Genomic DNA, 15,517 nt, shown 5'->3' on the forward strand with positions numbered 1-15,517 from the left:
CGGGCAGGTTGCCTACGTGTTACTCACCCGTCCGCCGCTAACCCCGAAGGATTCGCTCGACTTGCATGTATTAGGCACGCCGCCAGCGTTCGTCCTGAGCCAGGATCAAACTCTCCAAAAAGGTAAACCTTATTAGATGAGCCGATAGCTCATTACTTAACTAGCTTGTTGTGGTCTCTTGCGAGACCTTCACTTGCACGCTCGTTGTTCAGTTTTCAAGGAGCAATCGATGACTTTCGTCATTTTTCGCCGTTTTGCGGCGACCTCTTTAATATACCACATCCGCCCACCACTTTGCAACAACATTTTTTAAAACTTTGTTTTTGCTCGTTCTGGACAGCTTGGCTGCCCTTGGGCGGAGTTATAATATAGCACGGATGTCCATAACAAATCAAGGGGCTATCGCAAAAAAATAACGGATTACATTCATCCGTCAAACGAAAACGATTTTGAGGCCAACCAGAAGCAGTACGCCCGGAGCTCCAAGAACTAGAGCGGTGCCCACAGTCGGAAGGTTGAGGGGAATCCGGAATTCGTAATGAGAGCCGATCAGATTGACGAAGTATAATAAAAAAGCCGCTATGACCACATGCGTCGCCGCATACCCGAGCCATTGCCACGCGCCTTTATGCCGCACCAGCATAAACAATAGAACAAGCGAAGATACGACCAACAGGCCAAGCCACAAATAGTGCATATTACCCCTCCATCGTTCTGCCCGTTCCGACATCGAGTACGTGGATACGAAGCCGCTTCGCACTTTTCAGCAGCATCTCGAATCGTTTCTCCGCCGCCTCCAGCGCAAATATCGCATAATCGATCTCATCCTGATCCGACGCATAGTCCAGTCTCGTTAGCGCATGCTGCCAATCCGTATGCGCGACGCGAATTTCTTTCAGCAACTCTTGCTTGTCCTTCAGATAAGGGTCCGTCTCGCGCGCTCTCAGACCGAAAAAAGTCCTCCACTGCACGTTCATCATCCTCACGCTCCTGTACACGCATGACATGCGGGTTTGTCCGTATACTTCATTCATATGGACACGGAGGACAAATTAGAACAGGCCGTGCACCGGCGCCTTCCTATAGACAAACAAAAAGCTGCACGGATCAACAATCCGCACAGCTTCTCTTTTACGACAACTCCCTGCGCCCTTCGAGCGCTTTGGATAAAGTCACCTCGTCGGCATATTCCAGATCCCCGCCTACCGGAAGACCGTGAGCGATTCGCGTCACCTTGAGACCGAAGGGCTTCACCAGACGGGATAAATAAATGGCCGTCGTTTCCCCTTCGACGTTCGGGTTGGTTGCCAAAATCATCTCCTGCACTTTCTCGTCGCTTAGCCGCTTGAGCAGCTCCGCCACCCGGATTTCGTCGGGTCCGATCCCTTCCATAGGCGAGATGGCCCCATGCAGCACATGGTACGTGCCGCTGTATTCCTTCATCCGCTCGAGGGCGACCAGATCCTTCGGCTCCTGCACGACGCAGATGACGGAAGCGTCTCTCGATTTGTCCTGGCAGATCCGGCAAGGGTCCACGTCCGTTATGTTGCAGCAAACCGAACAATAGTACAGATTCCGCTTTACGCTGACAAGCGATTTGGCGAAATCGAGCACGTCGTCCTCTTTCATCCGTAGTACGTGAAAAGCCAATCGGCCTGCCGTTTTGGGACCTACCCCCGGCAACCGCGAAAAGGCGTCGATTAATTTGGCGATCGGTTCCGGGTAAAACAAGCGAATGGCTCCTTTGCTTGTAAATTAGAACATGCCGGGGATTTTCATGCCTCCGGTCAGGCGGCCCATATCACTCTCGGCCAGTTGCTCGGCTTTGGTCAAAGCGTCGTTGACTGCCGTCAAAACGAGGTCCTGCAGCATATCGACATCGTCCGGATCGACCGCTTCCGGCTTAATCACGATATTCGTAATTTTGCGCTGCCCGGTTGCCGTAACCGTCACGACACCGCCGCCCGCACTGCCCTCGACCGTTTTCGTCGCCAGCTCTTCCTGCGCCTTGAGCATTTGCTCCTGCATCTTCTTTACCTGCTTCATCATTTGCTGCATATTGTTCATACCTGCGTCATCCTCCCGGTTTTCATTCATTCACTCTTTGACGACCACCAGATCTTCGCCAAACAGCTTGATGGCTTCTTCGACGATATCGTCGCCCGGCTTGCCAGCAGCCGGTTCTTCCATACGCATCGCTTCGGGCTGTTCGGCCGTCCCCGCCTGCGTCTCTTTCCAATCCTTCATCATCGCCGTAACCAGCCTGTACGGCGCGCCGAGCGCTTCCCGGACGACCTGCTCGATAAGCTCCTTATGAGCGGGCTTCTCCGTCGTTTCCCGGTGCATAGCGCTTTTGAACGCGAGCAGTACCACTTCATCCGTCACCGCAACCGGTTCGCCGTCTACGAGCCAGGCATGCACCGTAATTCTGCGTTCTTTGACTTGTTGGAGCACATGCCCCCACTTGCCCAGAACCTGCTTTAGTTGCGGCGAATCGGCAAACGGAACATACGGATCGAGCTTAATCCCCAGCTTCGCGGCGGACACCGCAGTCGGCCGCGGGTTTTGCACCCCGGAAGGCCGCTGTGCGGCTTCTTTTCCCGGAGCGGCCGGAACCCCGCTCTTCAGCAGTTGTTCCAGCTTCTGTTCGAGCTGGGCCACCTTGCGAGTCAAGGCTTCGATCTCCGCGTCGGCCTCCTGCCCCTGAGCACCGCTCTGGGCCGCAGGAGCAGACGACTCCGGCGTACAGGTTAGCTTCAGAATAGCCACCTCGAAAATCGTCTGCGGCTGAGCCGAATATTTCATCTCCGCCTGATAATGGTTCAGCACATCCATGCATTGAAACAGACGATCCGCGCTGAACGCGCCGGTTAAACTGCGAAAGGCGGACGCGTCCGTAATCCGGTCGGTCCATTCCTCCGAGTTCGGCACCAGCTTCAACATGAGAGCGTCGCGGAAGTAATAGAGCAGGTTTTCCATGCTCTTCTCCGCGCTTTTCCCCTCCTGCATAAGCTGCTCGATGCAAGCAAGCGCCGCTCCCGCATCCCTGCTAATAATCGCCTGCGCCAGCCGGCCAAACTGCTCCATGCCGATGCCGCCGGTAATGCCCAGCACTTCCTGCAAGGTCACTTGGTTGCCGGTGTATGAAATAATCTGATCGAGCAGGCTGAGTGCATCCCTCATCCCGCCATCCGACAACCGTGCGATATATTGCAGCGCCTCCGGCTCCGCGACAACGCCTTCCTCGCCGCAGATGTATGTCAGGCGGGATACCTGCTCCTCCAGAGGAACCCTGCGAAAGTCAAAGCGCTGGCATCTCGATATAATCGTTGCCGGAAGCCGGTGAGGCTCGGTCGTTGCCAGAATGAACATCACATGAGCGGGCGGCTCCTCCAGCGTCTTCAGCAGCGCGTTAAACGCTTCCGTCGTGAGCATGTGCACTTCGTCGATAATGTATACCTTCTGCCGCACTTCGGTCGGCGCATACTTGACCTTCTCGCGAATGTCGCGGATCTCCTCGACACCGCGGTTGGAAGCGGCGTCGATCTCGACGACGTCCATGACCGATCCCTCGGTAATACGGCGGCAGGCCGAACATTCGTTGCACGGCTCCTCGGCGGGCCCTCTCTCGCAGTTTACGGCTTTGGCGAGCGTTTTGGCGGCGGTCGTCTTCCCCGTTCCCCGAGGTCCATTGAACAAGTAGGCATGCGAGAGCCGACCTTCACGCAGCGAGTTTTGCAGCGTTTGTGTAATATGCTGTTGTCCGACGATATCCCGGAAAGCCTGCGGCCTCCACTTACGATATAAGGCGATGTGCGCCATACCGACTCTCCTACCATAGCTCTCGTTATCGCTTCTAGTTTGCTTCCCGTCTTCATACAGGCAATCATTTCACGATCAAGCTTCCCTTTATTATACACCATACCGCTTCCATTTGACATGCCAGCGGACTCATTCGGGAGCGAACGGCAAACTTACGGTAAACGTCGTGCCATAACCTTTCGAAGCGACACGAACGCTGCCTCCGATATCGTGAATGATGCGCTGGCACACGGAAAGCCCAAGTCCGGTCCCGTTTTCCTTGGTCGTAAAAAACGGATCGAATATTTTGTCGATCAAAAATGCGGGGATGCCGGGACCGGCGTCCTGAATATCGACATGCACCTTTCGCTCCCGGTATTCGATCCTCTCGATAATCGTTAAAGTCCCTCCTTGTATCATCGCTTCGATTCCATTCTTGCACAAATTGATAAACACCTGCTTCAGCAGCTCGCGATCGGCCACTATTTTCGGTATTTGGTACACCGACTCGTAATGAATCGTGACGTTATGCAACACGGCCTGATTGTTAATAATTGGCAAAATGTCGCGCAAAACGGCAGAGACATCAATCTTGTCGTAGGAAACATGCTTCGGCTTGCTCAGCAACAAAAATTCCCCGACAAGCTCATTGATCCGATCAATCTCGGCAAGCATCAGGTCGGTATACCCTTCCTCCCGCTCCATCCCATTCTGTTGGAACGTACGGTTCAGCACTTGCAGAAACCCCTTGATCGAAGTAAGCGGGTTGCGAATCTCGTGAGCGGTGCCCGCGGCGATCTGTCCGATCATCGCAAGACGGTCGCTGCGCTGTACCTGCTGCTCCAGCGAGCGAAGATTGGTCACATCCTTGAAAATAATATAAGCTCCGACAATCTCTCCCGTCCCGCTGCGGATCAGACTGGAATCCATCAGCAGCTCGTACCGCTGCCGGTCGTTCGTCCAGGACACGGCGTGGTTGCGTACAAGCACCCCGTCAAGCAGCGTCCGCTGGATAAGCTGATGTTCCTTCGGAACGCCCTGAAATATATCGTCCACGCAGCGATTGATCGACAGACTCCTCTTGATCCCAAGCACCGTACACGCCAATTCGCTAATATCGACGAGCCGGAACTGTGTATCCACCAGAATGACGCCCAAGTTGACATCTTTTACGAACGTTCCGGAGAACTGCTGCAGTAAACTTAACTCACCCGCCCGCTCCGATCTCCCCCGCACCTCTCTCGGCCGGATGGTTATTCCATGCTCTTCGCACGTGCACAGGCGGCTATAATCGAGTAGGAGTATGTAGACGGTCGCAGCACTGGATTCGAGCGGATAGATCCGACAGCGCGCCGGCTCCAGAATGCCCGCAGCAGTCCGAACGGTCACTGCCGCCATACCGTCCCGATCGCCTTCCTGTTCACACTTCTCCATCAATTGTTCCACACTTGCCACACCCGGCAGCAACTCGGCAAGCGAAAGCTGACGGCTCTCGTTTCGTTCGGGAAACTGTTCTGTAAATTGCCGGTTCCCTTCCAGCAATAGACCGCTTTCATCGAAAATCGCGGCACATGCCCCGACCAGGCCGCGAATGAAACTATGCGGAGACGGCATCGTGATCCGGAACTTGTCCATGCAATACCACCTTTATGTTTTTGTACCAGATGCAAAGGCTGCCGCGTTAGAGCAAACGCTGGTATGCGATCGCCTCTGCAGACCCGGCCCCCTTTCTTCCTTTATACAATTCTACTCCAAATTGTTTTTTCCTTCCAAATGCCAAAACACCGGACAAACGTAGATACGTTCATCCGGTGTGCATATTCATGCGTATGGAATGGATATACCGTGCACCTGTCGTTGACCTTGCGATCCAAGCGGAACCTCTACCGGTTAGCTCGAGTCAGGCACTCCTCCGGCACATGGGCACTCTTGCTTACGGCTGCTTCCTTCCGGACCTGACCGGGTTCACAAGCGCTCATTGCGGAGGACCCAACCGTCAACACTTCGTGTAGAAGTCAGACCTCACATCGACAAGACCGAAAACAGGGATTCAACCCCGCTATAGCGGATTGCGGGTACAGGGCACCGCTACCTCCCCGTCTAGCACGGTAATACATAGTATAGCCGATTGTCCGGCAAACCGCAACCTTCATCATTTGGCAAGCCAGGGCAATCGAACTAGGGGATCCAAAAGCGGACTACGTCGCGTTAACGCCTTCCTATTCGCCGCGGATCGTCACATCGAAGTTATAGCGGGGAACGGCTTTTTGCAGCGCCTCCAGCGCTTCTCCCCGTATACGCTCCATATCGGCGTCCGTCGACTCTCTCGGCACGGACAGCTTGACCGTCGCATTCGGACCGTGCGTCATAATGCTCACTTTGCGTACGCCGGCAATCGGAACAACGGCGTCCCGCATCATATTCGTATCCATTTCATACGTATGAAAAGAAGGTCCGTTCTGTAAATTCGGGTTCGAATTGGAAATGCCCAAATAGCCGTCGTTTTTGTACGATTGCGCCTTCGGCCCCGACTTGTCGCCGGCCGTACCGCATGCGGCGGCTATGAGGACCGGAAGCATCGCTGCGGCAAACAAACGCAGTGGTTTAAGTGTCATAAAAAAACAACCTCCCTTGGGTTTAGGATGACCAAGAGAGGTTGTTGTATGCATACGGCATAAACGTTCGCACGTCAGCTTAAATACCGTATTTTTTCTTAAATTTATCAACACGTCCGCCGGCATCGATAAACTTTTGTTTACCGGTGAAGTGCGGGTGGCAAGCCGAGCAAATTTCTACGCGAAGATTTTGCTTGATGGAGCCCGTCTCGAAGGTATTCCCGCAAGCGCAGGTAGCCGTCGTGATGTAATATTTCGGTTGGATTGCTGTTTTCATGGTCCTTTCACCTCTTTCCGCCCTGAGTCTCTGTCCGCGAACTCAGAGTTATATTGACACATGATCGCATTATAGCACGCCTTATTCGCATAAAGCAACTAAATTGCTGCGCTCGCCTTTATTTGGATGCTCCAAGCGGCGGAACGTGCGTATATGAACCGATGACGACATCCGGAAGCTCCGCTTCGAAGATTTCGATCATCCGCTTCATGCCGTAAACGTCGCCTTGCGCTTTCGGAATAAGCTTCAGATACCCTTCCGGATCGATGTTCAGGTTGCGCAGCTGAATGAGCCGCAAACCCGTGCGACGGGCAAAGCCGAGCATGGCCTCAATCTCTTCCTCGCGGTCGGTCACCCCGGGAAACACGAGGTAATTGATCGAGGTATACACCCCTTTGGAGCTTGCGTACGTGAGCGACTTTTCCACATTCGCCAGATTGTAGCCTCTCGGCTTGTAGTAGGCGTTATAATGATCGTCCAGCGCACTGATCGTGCTGACCCGCATCAGATTCAGCCCCGCATCGACAATCGCGCGGATATGGTCGCTCAGACCGGCATTCGTATTGATATTGATAAAGCCGATATCCGTTTGCTCCCGCACCCGCCGGATCGAATCGATGATGAGCTTCGCCTGAGTTGAAGGTTCGCCCTCGCAGCCTTGACCGAAGCTGATAATGCTCTCCGGCGTTTTCAGATGCTCCAGCATAATCTGCACGAGCTCGTCCACGTTCGGCTTGAAATTCATCCGTGTTTGCGGGGCCGGGAATCCGCTGTCGTCCGGTTGCTCGGATATACAGCCGTAGCAGCCCGCATTGCACGAGAACGAAACGGGAACCGCGCCTTCGAGCCGGGAGAGGAACGTATTGGAAGCCGTCAGGCATTCGTATTCCAGCGCGCACTTGGACAAATGCTGGTACAGCCGGTTATCCGGGTATTTGCCCAGCAGCCGCTGAACGCCAATCCCAAGCTCGCGGGTATCGCAGTTTTTCGGATTCCACGGTTCCGGGTCGTCCGTGCGCCGCGCCGCCACATAAAACTGCCCGTCCTTCCAGACGACAGCCGTGTAGCCGAACAGCGGGAGCATCTGCTCCTTAATCTTCTTAGCGTACCCCGGCAGCAGAAGCCGCGTAAAGCCTTGCGGGAGAAGCGCCCCTACAGCCGTATACTTGTCTTCGAGCGGCTGCATCGCTTCAGCCTTCCCGTCCCAGCCGATCGCGCGCGTATTCGGCAGGCTGACGAGCGTGGCGCCCTCGGGGAGCGGAATCAGCTCGTCTTCCCAAATTTCCGTAATCATATCGCCGCTGCGGCCGAGCGCGGTCCACTCCGGATGATCGTATACGTTGCCTGCTTCGTCCGCATATACCAAATACATGAGAAGTCCCTTCTTTTCAAGCAAATTATCAGGAAGCGGAGTTTTTCACGCGTTTGCCGTCCGGCTTCGCTTCCAGCGTATCCAGAAACTCGCGATTGGTTTTCGTATCGCCCAGTTTTTTGAGGAACGCGTCTACAAAATCATGCGAGTCGTTCATATTTTTCCGAATCGCCCAAATCTTATCGAGCTCTTCCTTCGTAAGCAGCATTTCTTCGCGGCGCGTGCCGGAGCGGCGGATGTCGATGGCCGGGAAAATGCGCCGTTCGGCGAGCTTCCGGTCCAGATGCAGTTCCAGATTGCCTGTTCCCTTAAACTCCTCGTAGATGACATCGTCCATTCTGGAACCCGTTTCCACGAGCGCCGTCGCCAGGATCGTCAAGCTTCCGCCTTCTTCGATATTACGGGCCGCACCGAAAAACCGTTTCGGACGATGGAAAGCGCTCGGATCGATACCGCCGGACAGCGTGCGTCCCGATGGCGGGATGACCAGGTTGTAGGCGCGGGCGAGGCGGGTAATGCTGTCGAGCAGGATGACGACGTCCTTCTTCGACTCTACCAGTCTTTGTGCCCGCTCGAGCACAAGCTCCGCGACCTTGATATGGTTCTCGGGCAGCTCGTCGAACGTAGACGCAACGACCTCGGCTTTGACCGAACGCTGCATATCCGTAACTTCCTCCGGACGTTCGTCGATCAGCAGCACGAACAGCTCTACATCCGGGTAGTTCAGCGAGATGCTGTTGGCGATTTCTTTGAGAAGCAGCGTTTTCCCCGCTTTCGGCGGAGCTACGATCAAACCGCGCTGCCCCATGCCGACAGGGCTTAACAAATCCATAATCCGGGTAGATATATTCGTGGGCGTCGTCTCGAGAACAAACTTGGTTTGAGGATACAGAGGGGTGAGCGCCGGGAAGTGAAGCCTTTCCGCAGCCGTCTCCGGCTTTTCGCCGTTTACCGCTTCGACCTGAAGCAAACCAAAATATCGTTCATTTTCCTTGGGCGGCCTGCACTTACCGGATACCATGTCGCCGGAACGCAAGTCGAACTTGCGAATTTGCGATTGGGAAATATAAATATCCTCGGAGCTCGGCAAATAATTGATCGGCCTTAAAAATCCGTAGCCTTCCGACAAAACGTCGAGAACGCCTTCCATGAACATCAAACCGCCCTTTTCGGCCTGGGCGCGTAAAATCGCAAATATTAATTCCTTTTTCTTCATTTGGCCGTAGGACGCGATTTGGTGTTCTTTGGCCAACTTGTACAAGTCGGTCAATTTGAGCTGCTCCAGCTGCGCCAGATGCATATCCATATTATTCATCCACCACACTATTCTTTTTTCGGAAAACATTAAAATCTATCATTTCCGTTTTTCTTTCAATCTATTCTCACAGCCGAAGACATCTCCAGACTGTCCTCTTCCTCCCATACTTCCGCTCCGAGACCGCGCAAGTTAACGACCAGGTTCTCGTAACCCCGGTGTATGTATTCGACACCGCTTATCTCCGTAACCCCGGAAGGCACGGTAAGGGCAGCCGTAAACAGCGCCGCTCCGGCTCGCAAATCGGTCGCGCGTACTTTCGCCGCTGACAGCGTGCCGCCCTCGATAATCGCCGAGCGTCCCTCAACTTTGATTTTAGCGCCCATACGAAGCAGTTCGGGAACATGCTTGAATCGGTTGTTGTACACATAATCGGTTAAAATGCTGACGCCTTTCGCTTGCGTGAGGAGACTGGTCATCGGGGACTGAAGATCGGTGGCAAAGCCGGGGTAAACGAGCGCTTTCACATCTACGCTTTCGTATTCCGGTTGTCCTACGACGCGTATCGATTCGTCCATCTCATAAATATGGACGCCCATTTCTTGGAGCTTGGCGGTTAATGCCTCCATATGCTTCGGTATGACGTTGTCGATCACGACATCTCCGCGCGTGGCTGCGGCGGCGATCATATAAGAGCCGGCCTGAATCCGGTCGGGAATGATCGAATGCCGGCAGCCGTGCATCGATTCGACGCCTTCGATGCGGATTGTCTCGGTGCCCGCCCCTTTAATTTTAGCGCCCATCGCATTAAGCAATGTCGCTACATCTATAATTTCTGGCTCTTTGGCCGCATTTTCGATCAAAGTAATGCCTTTGGCGCGTGAAGCCGCCAACATAATGTTAATCGTCGCCCCAACGCTGACGACATCCAAGTAAATTTTCGCTCCGCGCAGCTGCTTCGCCCGGATATGCAAGCTTCCGTACTCGCTGCGCACCTCGGCGCCCAACGCCTCAAAACCTTTCATATGCTGATCGATCGGCCTAGGTTCGAAATTACAGCCGCCCGGCAGCCCGATCGTCGCTTCCCCGAATCGTCCGAGAAGCGCGCCCATCAAATAATAGGAAGCTCGCAGCTTCTTCACATTCCCGTTTGGCATCGGGACAGACCTTAGCGCTTCCGGATGAATGATCATCGAATCGCCGCTGCGTTCCACCCTCGCTCCAAGCTCCGTAAGCAGCTCCGTATAAATATCAACGTCGCTAATAACCGGAAGATTGTCCAGCACTACTTCCGTTTCCGCCAGTATCGCCGCAGGAATTAAGGCGACAGCGCTGTTCTTCGCCCCGCTGATCGTAACCGTCCCCCGCAGAGGCCGGCCTCCCGCGACCATAAGTTTACCCGTCATTGCTGCAAATTCCCCCTAACCTTACACGAAAGAAGAGAAAATGGGAAACCCGGCGGAAGTCCTCCCGCCGGCTGTTTCCCGATCGCTTCGTTACGCTTGGTTGCTGCTGCCGAACAAACGAATTTTCGATTTTACAACTTCAATCATCGCATTCCGTGCAGGCGTCAAATATTTGCGGGGATCGTACACATTCGCATCTTTGGCCAGAACAGCGCGGATCGCCTCGGTGCATGCAACCTGGTTCTCGGTGTTTACGTTGATCTTGCCTACGCCGGCTGCGATCGACAGGCGGATCGCCTCGTCCGGAACGCCGGAGCCGCCGTGAAGCACGATCGGTACCGGAACGGCTTTGGCCACTTGCTCGATAATATCGTAATGAATTTTCGGTTCGCCCTTGTACATGCCGTGAGCCGTACCTACCGCGATAGCCAGACAGTCGACGCCGGTTTCTTCGTAGAAACGGATCGCTTCTTCGGGCTTCGCCAGGTTGGCATGCTCTTCGTCAACGCTGATATCGTCCTCGACGCCGCCGATCGTTCCGAGCTCGCCTTCGACGGAAACACCCATCGCATGAGCGGCCTTTACGACCTCTTTCGTCAGACGGATGTTCTCTTCGAGCGTGTAGTGCGAGCCGTCGAACATAACCGAGCTGAACCCGGCGCGAATACATTTCATGGCCACTTCAAAGCTGCTGCCGTGGTCCAGATGAAGCGCGATCGGAAGCCCGGATTTCTTGGCCGCCGCCTCGGCGATTGCTACCGTATATTCCATGCCCATATATTTCAGGGCGCCTTCACTCACACCAAAAATAAACGGCGATTTCTCTTCGATAGCCGCATCCGTAATCGCCTGAGCGAACTCCAGGTTGTTCATATTGAATTGACCGACCGCAAACTTGCCGGCTTTCGCTTTCGGCAAAAACTCGTTCATCGAAACAAGTGGCATTGAAAGTTCCTCCTAAATATTGTGCAAGTATTAAAAATCCGAGTGTGGGTACTGCACCATTATAGCATACTCGTCCGCGAAATGGTAACGGACCCGGACCCGCAAGGGGGCGTCCGTCAACAGGTTCCCCGTGCAGGCCAAAAGAAAAAGGACCCCGATTAGGATCCTATCCCTATTGGACGTAGCTGGCTGTTAACCGCCTGTCTCAGGTCGTCGATATCGAACGGCTTCGTAAAATGCGTCAAAGCTCCGAGATCGGTCGCCTCTTTAATCATATCCAATTCGCCGTATGCGGTCATCATGATGACTTTGATGCTGGTATCGATCTGTTTAATATGCTTCAAAATGTCCAAACCGTCCATGCCCGGAATTTTCATGTCGAGGAGCACAAGATCCGGCGGTTCCTTACGGACGATTTCAAGTGCCATTTTGCCGTTCGAAGCCTGAAACGTATCGTACCCCTCATTGCTGAACACTTCCACCAGCAAGACGCGAATACCGTTCTGATCGTCGACAATCAACACCTTTTTCTTATCCAATCATCAAACCTCCTCGTTGGCTTTGTCTCCAAGCAAAGCTTGATTGAACCGTTCGCGCCCCCGCTCCTAGCACTCGGAGAAAGGTGCGGGCGCCACCGGCGAACCTCGTTCAGCCATCGTATGGACTTTCATCCGCTTAATATAGAGAACATTCGATGTGCTTTACGAGATTCCTGCTGCTTGGCGAATAAAGTTGTAAGTTTTTAACAAGGACGTTATCGACTGTCGACAAGTGCTGAATAACGCTCAAAATGCTATCGTTAGAGGACGTTTGCTTCCTCCGCCTGCTTGGCGCCTTCCAAGGAAGCCCGCACAAAATGCTTGAACAGCGGCTGCGGCCGATTCGGTCTGGAGGTGAACTCCGGATGGAACTGAACGGCCAAAAACCACGGATGGCCCGGCAGCTCGATCACTTCCACGAGACGGCCGTCCGGCGACGTTCCGGAAATTTTGAGCCCCGCCGATTCCAGCGTTTCGCGGTATTCGTTGTTGAATTCGTACCGGTGGCGATGACGCTCGTAAACGAGCTCGTCCTCATAGCAGGACATCGCAAGCGATCCTTCGGCGATTTTGCACGGATACAGGCCAAGGCGCATCGTTCCGCCCAAGTCCTCGATATCCTTTTGCTCCGGAAGCAGATCGATGACCGGGTACGGGGTCGTCGGGTTGATCTCGGAGCTGTTCGCTCCGTCCAGTCCGGCTACCGAACGGGCATATTCGACAACGGCCACCTGCATGCCGAGACAAATGCCGAAGAACGGAATCCCGTTTTCCCGCGCGTAACGGATCGCCGAAATTTTGCCTTCGATTCCGCGATCGCCGAAGCCTCCGGGTACGAGAATGCCCTTTACGCCTTTAAGCTGCTCAGCGACGTTATGATCGTACAGCTCTTCCGCATTAACCCAGCGAATCTCGACTTCCGTATTGCAATCGATCCCGGCATGGCCGAGCGCCTCCACGATGCTGAGGTAAGCGTCATGTAGCGCCACGTATTTGCCAACGATGGCGATTTCGGTTTTATTTTGCAACGATTTGACTTTGTTTACGAGCCGCTCCCATTCCGTCATATTCGGCGGATTCCGGAAGGCGTCGAGCTTCAGATGTTTGACGACAATGTCATCGAGCCCCTGCTCGCGCAGCATCATCGGCACTTCATACAAGGTGCTTGCATCCTGACATTCGATGACGGCCTCGGGATCGATATCGCAGAACAACGCCAGCTTGCGCTTCATGTCCTCCGCAAGCGGATGCTCCGTCCGGCATACGACGACTTGCGGCTGAATGCCGATGCTGCGAAGCTCCTTCACGCTGTGCTGGGTCGGTTTCGTCTTGACTTCCCCTGCCGCCTTCAAATACGGAATAAGCGTCACGTGTATGTACATGACGTTGTCGCGGCCGATATCGCTTTTGATTTGACGGATCGCCTCAAGGAACGGCAAGCTTTCGATATCGCCAACGGTACCGCCGATCTCGGTAATGACGACGTCGGATTGCGTCTCCCGGCCGGCGCGGAACACGCGGTCCTTGATTTCATTTGTAATGTGCGGAATGACTTGAACGGTGCCGCCCAAATATTCGCCCCGGCGCTCCTTCGTAATGACGGACGAGTAAATTTTGCCGGTCGTTACGTTGCTGGTCTTGGACAAGTTAATGTCGATGAAACGCTCGTAATGCCCGAGGTCGAGGTCCGTTTCCGCGCCGTCGTCCGTGACGAACACTTCTCCGTGCTGATAAGGACTCATCGTACCGGGATCCACGTTGATGTACGGGTCGAATTTCTGAATCGTTACTTTAAGTCCCCGATTTTTGAGCAATCTGCCCAAGGACGCCGCGGTAATCCCTTTGCCGAGCGAAGAAACGACGCCGCCTGTTACGAAAATATACTTGGTCACGTTTGTAAACCTCCGTTAAAGTCTGAAAAGCAGGTACCGCCCGACCCCCGGGCAAATAACCCCACAAAGTGGAGTCTAGGCTTCGATGATGGGGCTCCCCCAAAAGTAATCGGATTTAAGCGACGGAGTGTCACGCCACTTATGGGGGAACTGATTACTCCAAATCTTTTGCAGGGAGCCCCAAAACTTATGATTTCCGTAAAATGTCAAAAAAAATAAAAGTGACTCCCGCCGAGACGGGGCACTTTAGTCGGATTCGCTAACGAATTGTAAATGTGTAGCCCAAAACATAGTTTACCCGGTCGCCGGGAGCCTGTCAAGGGAACCCGGCCGGAGCGGGAAAGAGCATTGCTTGGAAACGAAATGGTGCTTAGCTTTTCGCTTATTTGTCGTCCTCGTCGTCGTCTTCCTCTTCCTCACCGGCTTCGTCCGCTGCTTCTCCGTCGAAGTCTTCCTCTTCCTCTTCGGACTCTTCGTCGATTTCGGCGATCTCGCCTTCGACTTCCTCGATCTCGGTATCGTCGATCGCCTCTTCGTCCTGATAGAAGTCTTCTTCTTCGCCGCTGAATTCCCCTTCGCCTTCGTAGCTTTCGTACTCTTCTTCGGACTCCTCGTCCTCCGGATAGTAATCATCATCGTCGTCATCGTCATTGATGATGCGCGGATGTTTGGAGGCCCCTACGGCAGCGTCCTCGGATTTCTCGACCGGATACCAGCGCTTCAGTCCCCAAAGATTCGTGCCTACGCACGCAAATCTTCCGTCTATATTAATTTCTGTATATAGCTGAGCGATGACCTGCATCACATCGTCGTCCGACAAACCTTTGATCTTGGCGATTTCCTGCATCAGATCCCGGTAATAGAACGGATTTTTGGATGCTTTCAATACTTCGAACGCAAGATCGACCATCGGCATTTCTTTCGCCTGCTCCGCATCGATTTTAAGCGTATAAGGGCTGCTCATGGCCTGACACTTCCTTTCCCGACATGGTCTAAAAGACGTACGTGCCTGCGGCTCCGGCGCTGCGTACATAAGCGCGCAGACGATTCACTTTCTAAATTGCCCATTATCTTCATTAAGTAAAACCTATTTTATATAAAAAAGCAACTACGCCGCTTCTAAACGTGAAGAGGATGTCCTCAGGGACAAGGCCGCTTGCGGAGGACGCTGCAAAAAAAAGAAGCCGGATCACCCGGCTCCTTGCAAAAGGGACTGTATCCGCTTGGCCGATGAACGACCGTTCACCACCTTGCGAACGTGCAGAGCGCCCGCAGGTGCCCTTCATTCATATTATGAGCAAGGCGTACCGATGACACAGCGAAACCGGCCTAACTTTCGAGAAAAAAGGCGCTCACCACACGCGGGCGGATGGTACAGGTTCATATCATAACACGTAAGCTTACCTGAGAGTGGG

General features: G+C 53.9%; 15 protein-coding genes, 1 rRNA gene and 1 other RNA gene. All 17 read right to left on the reverse strand.

What is annotated here, in order from left to right:
- Positions 1 to 121, reverse strand: a 16S ribosomal RNA gene (locus D7M11_RS05025); the annotation flags it as partial.
- Positions 122 to 433: 312 nt separating this feature from the next.
- The gene (locus D7M11_RS05030) at positions 434 to 697 is read right to left on the reverse strand and encodes a pro-sigmaK processing inhibitor BofA family protein (protein ID WP_158606450.1); all 264 of its coding nucleotides are present in this window, start codon (positions 695 to 697) and stop codon (positions 434 to 436) included.
- Between the two features lies 1 nt (position 698).
- Positions 699 to 980, reverse strand: coding sequence for a DUF2508 family protein (locus D7M11_RS05035; RefSeq protein WP_120746083.1), 282 nt, complete (start codon positions 978 to 980; stop codon positions 699 to 701).
- Positions 981 to 1,131: 151 nt separating this feature from the next.
- Complete coding sequence (recR, locus tag D7M11_RS05040) at positions 1,132 to 1,731, reverse strand: recombination mediator RecR (protein WP_120746084.1); 600 nt, start codon at positions 1,729 to 1,731, stop codon at positions 1,132 to 1,134.
- Positions 1,732 to 1,755: 24 nt separating this feature from the next.
- Complete coding sequence (locus tag D7M11_RS05045; RefSeq protein WP_120746085.1) at positions 1,756 to 2,067, reverse strand: YbaB/EbfC family nucleoid-associated protein; 312 nt, start codon at positions 2,065 to 2,067, stop codon at positions 1,756 to 1,758.
- 30 nt (positions 2,068 to 2,097) lie between these two features.
- Positions 2,098 to 3,822 (reverse strand): DNA polymerase III subunit gamma/tau, encoded by a 1,725-nt coding sequence (dnaX, locus tag D7M11_RS05050; protein WP_120746086.1) that lies wholly within the window; start codon positions 3,820 to 3,822, stop codon positions 2,098 to 2,100.
- 129 nt (positions 3,823 to 3,951) lie between these two features.
- Positions 3,952 to 5,436 (reverse strand): ATP-binding protein, encoded by a 1,485-nt coding sequence (locus D7M11_RS05055; RefSeq protein ID WP_420817647.1) that lies wholly within the window; start codon positions 5,434 to 5,436, stop codon positions 3,952 to 3,954.
- Between the two features lie 208 nt (positions 5,437 to 5,644).
- An RNA gene (gene ffs / locus D7M11_RS05060) (signal recognition particle sRNA large type) lies at positions 5,645 to 5,910 on the reverse strand.
- Positions 5,911 to 6,020: 110 nt separating this feature from the next.
- Complete coding sequence (locus D7M11_RS05065) at positions 6,021 to 6,416, reverse strand: hypothetical protein (RefSeq protein ID WP_120746087.1); 396 nt, start codon at positions 6,414 to 6,416, stop codon at positions 6,021 to 6,023.
- A 79-nt stretch (positions 6,417 to 6,495) separates the two neighbouring features.
- On the reverse strand, positions 6,496 to 6,693 hold the full coding sequence (rpmE, locus tag D7M11_RS05070) for a 50S ribosomal protein L31 (protein ID WP_120746088.1): 198 nt from the start codon (positions 6,691 to 6,693) through the stop codon (positions 6,496 to 6,498).
- Between the two features lie 118 nt (positions 6,694 to 6,811).
- Entirely contained in the window at positions 6,812 to 8,065 is a 1,254-nt protein-coding gene (locus D7M11_RS05075; protein ID WP_120746089.1) for a radical SAM family protein, read from the reverse strand.
- Between the two features lie 28 nt (positions 8,066 to 8,093).
- Complete coding sequence (gene rho, locus D7M11_RS05080) at positions 8,094 to 9,371, reverse strand: transcription termination factor Rho (RefSeq protein ID WP_120746090.1); 1,278 nt, start codon at positions 9,369 to 9,371, stop codon at positions 8,094 to 8,096.
- Positions 9,372 to 9,436: 65 nt separating this feature from the next.
- Positions 9,437 to 10,726 (reverse strand): UDP-N-acetylglucosamine 1-carboxyvinyltransferase, encoded by a 1,290-nt coding sequence (locus tag D7M11_RS05085; RefSeq protein ID WP_120746091.1) that lies wholly within the window; start codon positions 10,724 to 10,726, stop codon positions 9,437 to 9,439.
- 90 nt (positions 10,727 to 10,816) lie between these two features.
- Positions 10,817 to 11,671, reverse strand: coding sequence for a class II fructose-1,6-bisphosphate aldolase (gene fba, locus D7M11_RS05090; RefSeq protein ID WP_120746092.1), 855 nt, complete (start codon positions 11,669 to 11,671; stop codon positions 10,817 to 10,819).
- Between the two features lie 158 nt (positions 11,672 to 11,829).
- The gene (locus tag D7M11_RS05095) at positions 11,830 to 12,210 is read right to left on the reverse strand and encodes a response regulator (protein WP_120746093.1); all 381 of its coding nucleotides are present in this window, start codon (positions 12,208 to 12,210) and stop codon (positions 11,830 to 11,832) included.
- A 260-nt stretch (positions 12,211 to 12,470) separates the two neighbouring features.
- A complete protein-coding gene (locus tag D7M11_RS05100; protein WP_120746094.1) occupies positions 12,471 to 14,102 on the reverse strand; it encodes a CTP synthase in 1,632 nt (543 codons plus the stop codon).
- A 382-nt stretch (positions 14,103 to 14,484) separates the two neighbouring features.
- Positions 14,485 to 15,066, reverse strand: a complete 582-nt coding sequence (gene rpoE / locus D7M11_RS05105) for a DNA-directed RNA polymerase subunit delta (protein WP_120746095.1) — start codon at positions 15,064 to 15,066, stop codon at positions 14,485 to 14,487.
- Positions 15,067 to 15,517 lie beyond the last annotated feature (451 nt).

This window comes from Paenibacillus ginsengarvi (genome assembly GCF_003626695.1).
Taxonomy (GTDB): Bacteria; Bacillota; Bacilli; order Paenibacillales; family NBRC-103111; genus Paenibacillus_AB; species Paenibacillus_AB ginsengarvi.

Bases quoted from the DNA above. Each gene is read 5' to 3' on its own strand.
- D7M11_RS05085 (WP_120746091.1), bottom strand. From the start codon at position 10,726: ATGACGGGTAAACTTATGGTCGCGGGAGGCCGGCCTCTGCGGGGGACG.
- rpoE (WP_120746095.1), bottom strand. From the start codon at position 15,066: ATGAGCAGCCCTTATACGCTTAAAATCGATGCGGAGCAGGCGAAAGAA.
- D7M11_RS05045 (WP_120746085.1), bottom strand. From the start codon at position 2,067: ATGAACAATATGCAGCAAATGATGAAGCAGGTAAAGAAGATGCAGGAG.
- D7M11_RS05075 (WP_120746089.1), bottom strand. From the start codon at position 8,065: ATGTATTTGGTATATGCGGACGAAGCAGGCAACGTATACGATCATCCG.
- dnaX (WP_120746086.1), bottom strand. From the start codon at position 3,822: ATGGCGCACATCGCCTTATATCGTAAGTGGAGGCCGCAGGCTTTCCGG.
- fba (WP_120746092.1), bottom strand. From the start codon at position 11,671: ATGCCACTTGTTTCGATGAACGAGTTTTTGCCGAAAGCGAAAGCCGGC.
- D7M11_RS05035 (WP_120746083.1), bottom strand. From the start codon at position 980: ATGATGAACGTGCAGTGGAGGACTTTTTTCGGTCTGAGAGCGCGCGAG.
- D7M11_RS05055 (WP_420817647.1), bottom strand. From the start codon at position 5,436: ATGGACAAGTTCCGGATCACGATGCCGTCTCCGCATAGTTTCATTCGC.
- rho (WP_120746090.1), bottom strand. From the start codon at position 9,371: ATGGATATGCATCTGGCGCAGCTGGAGCAGCTCAAATTGACCGACTTG.
- rpmE (WP_120746088.1), bottom strand. From the start codon at position 6,693: ATGAAAACAGCAATCCAACCGAAATATTACATCACGACGGCTACCTGC.
- D7M11_RS05030 (WP_158606450.1), bottom strand. From the start codon at position 697: ATGCACTATTTGTGGCTTGGCCTGTTGGTCGTATCTTCGCTTGTTCTA.
- D7M11_RS05065 (WP_120746087.1), bottom strand. From the start codon at position 6,416: ATGACACTTAAACCACTGCGTTTGTTTGCCGCAGCGATGCTTCCGGTC.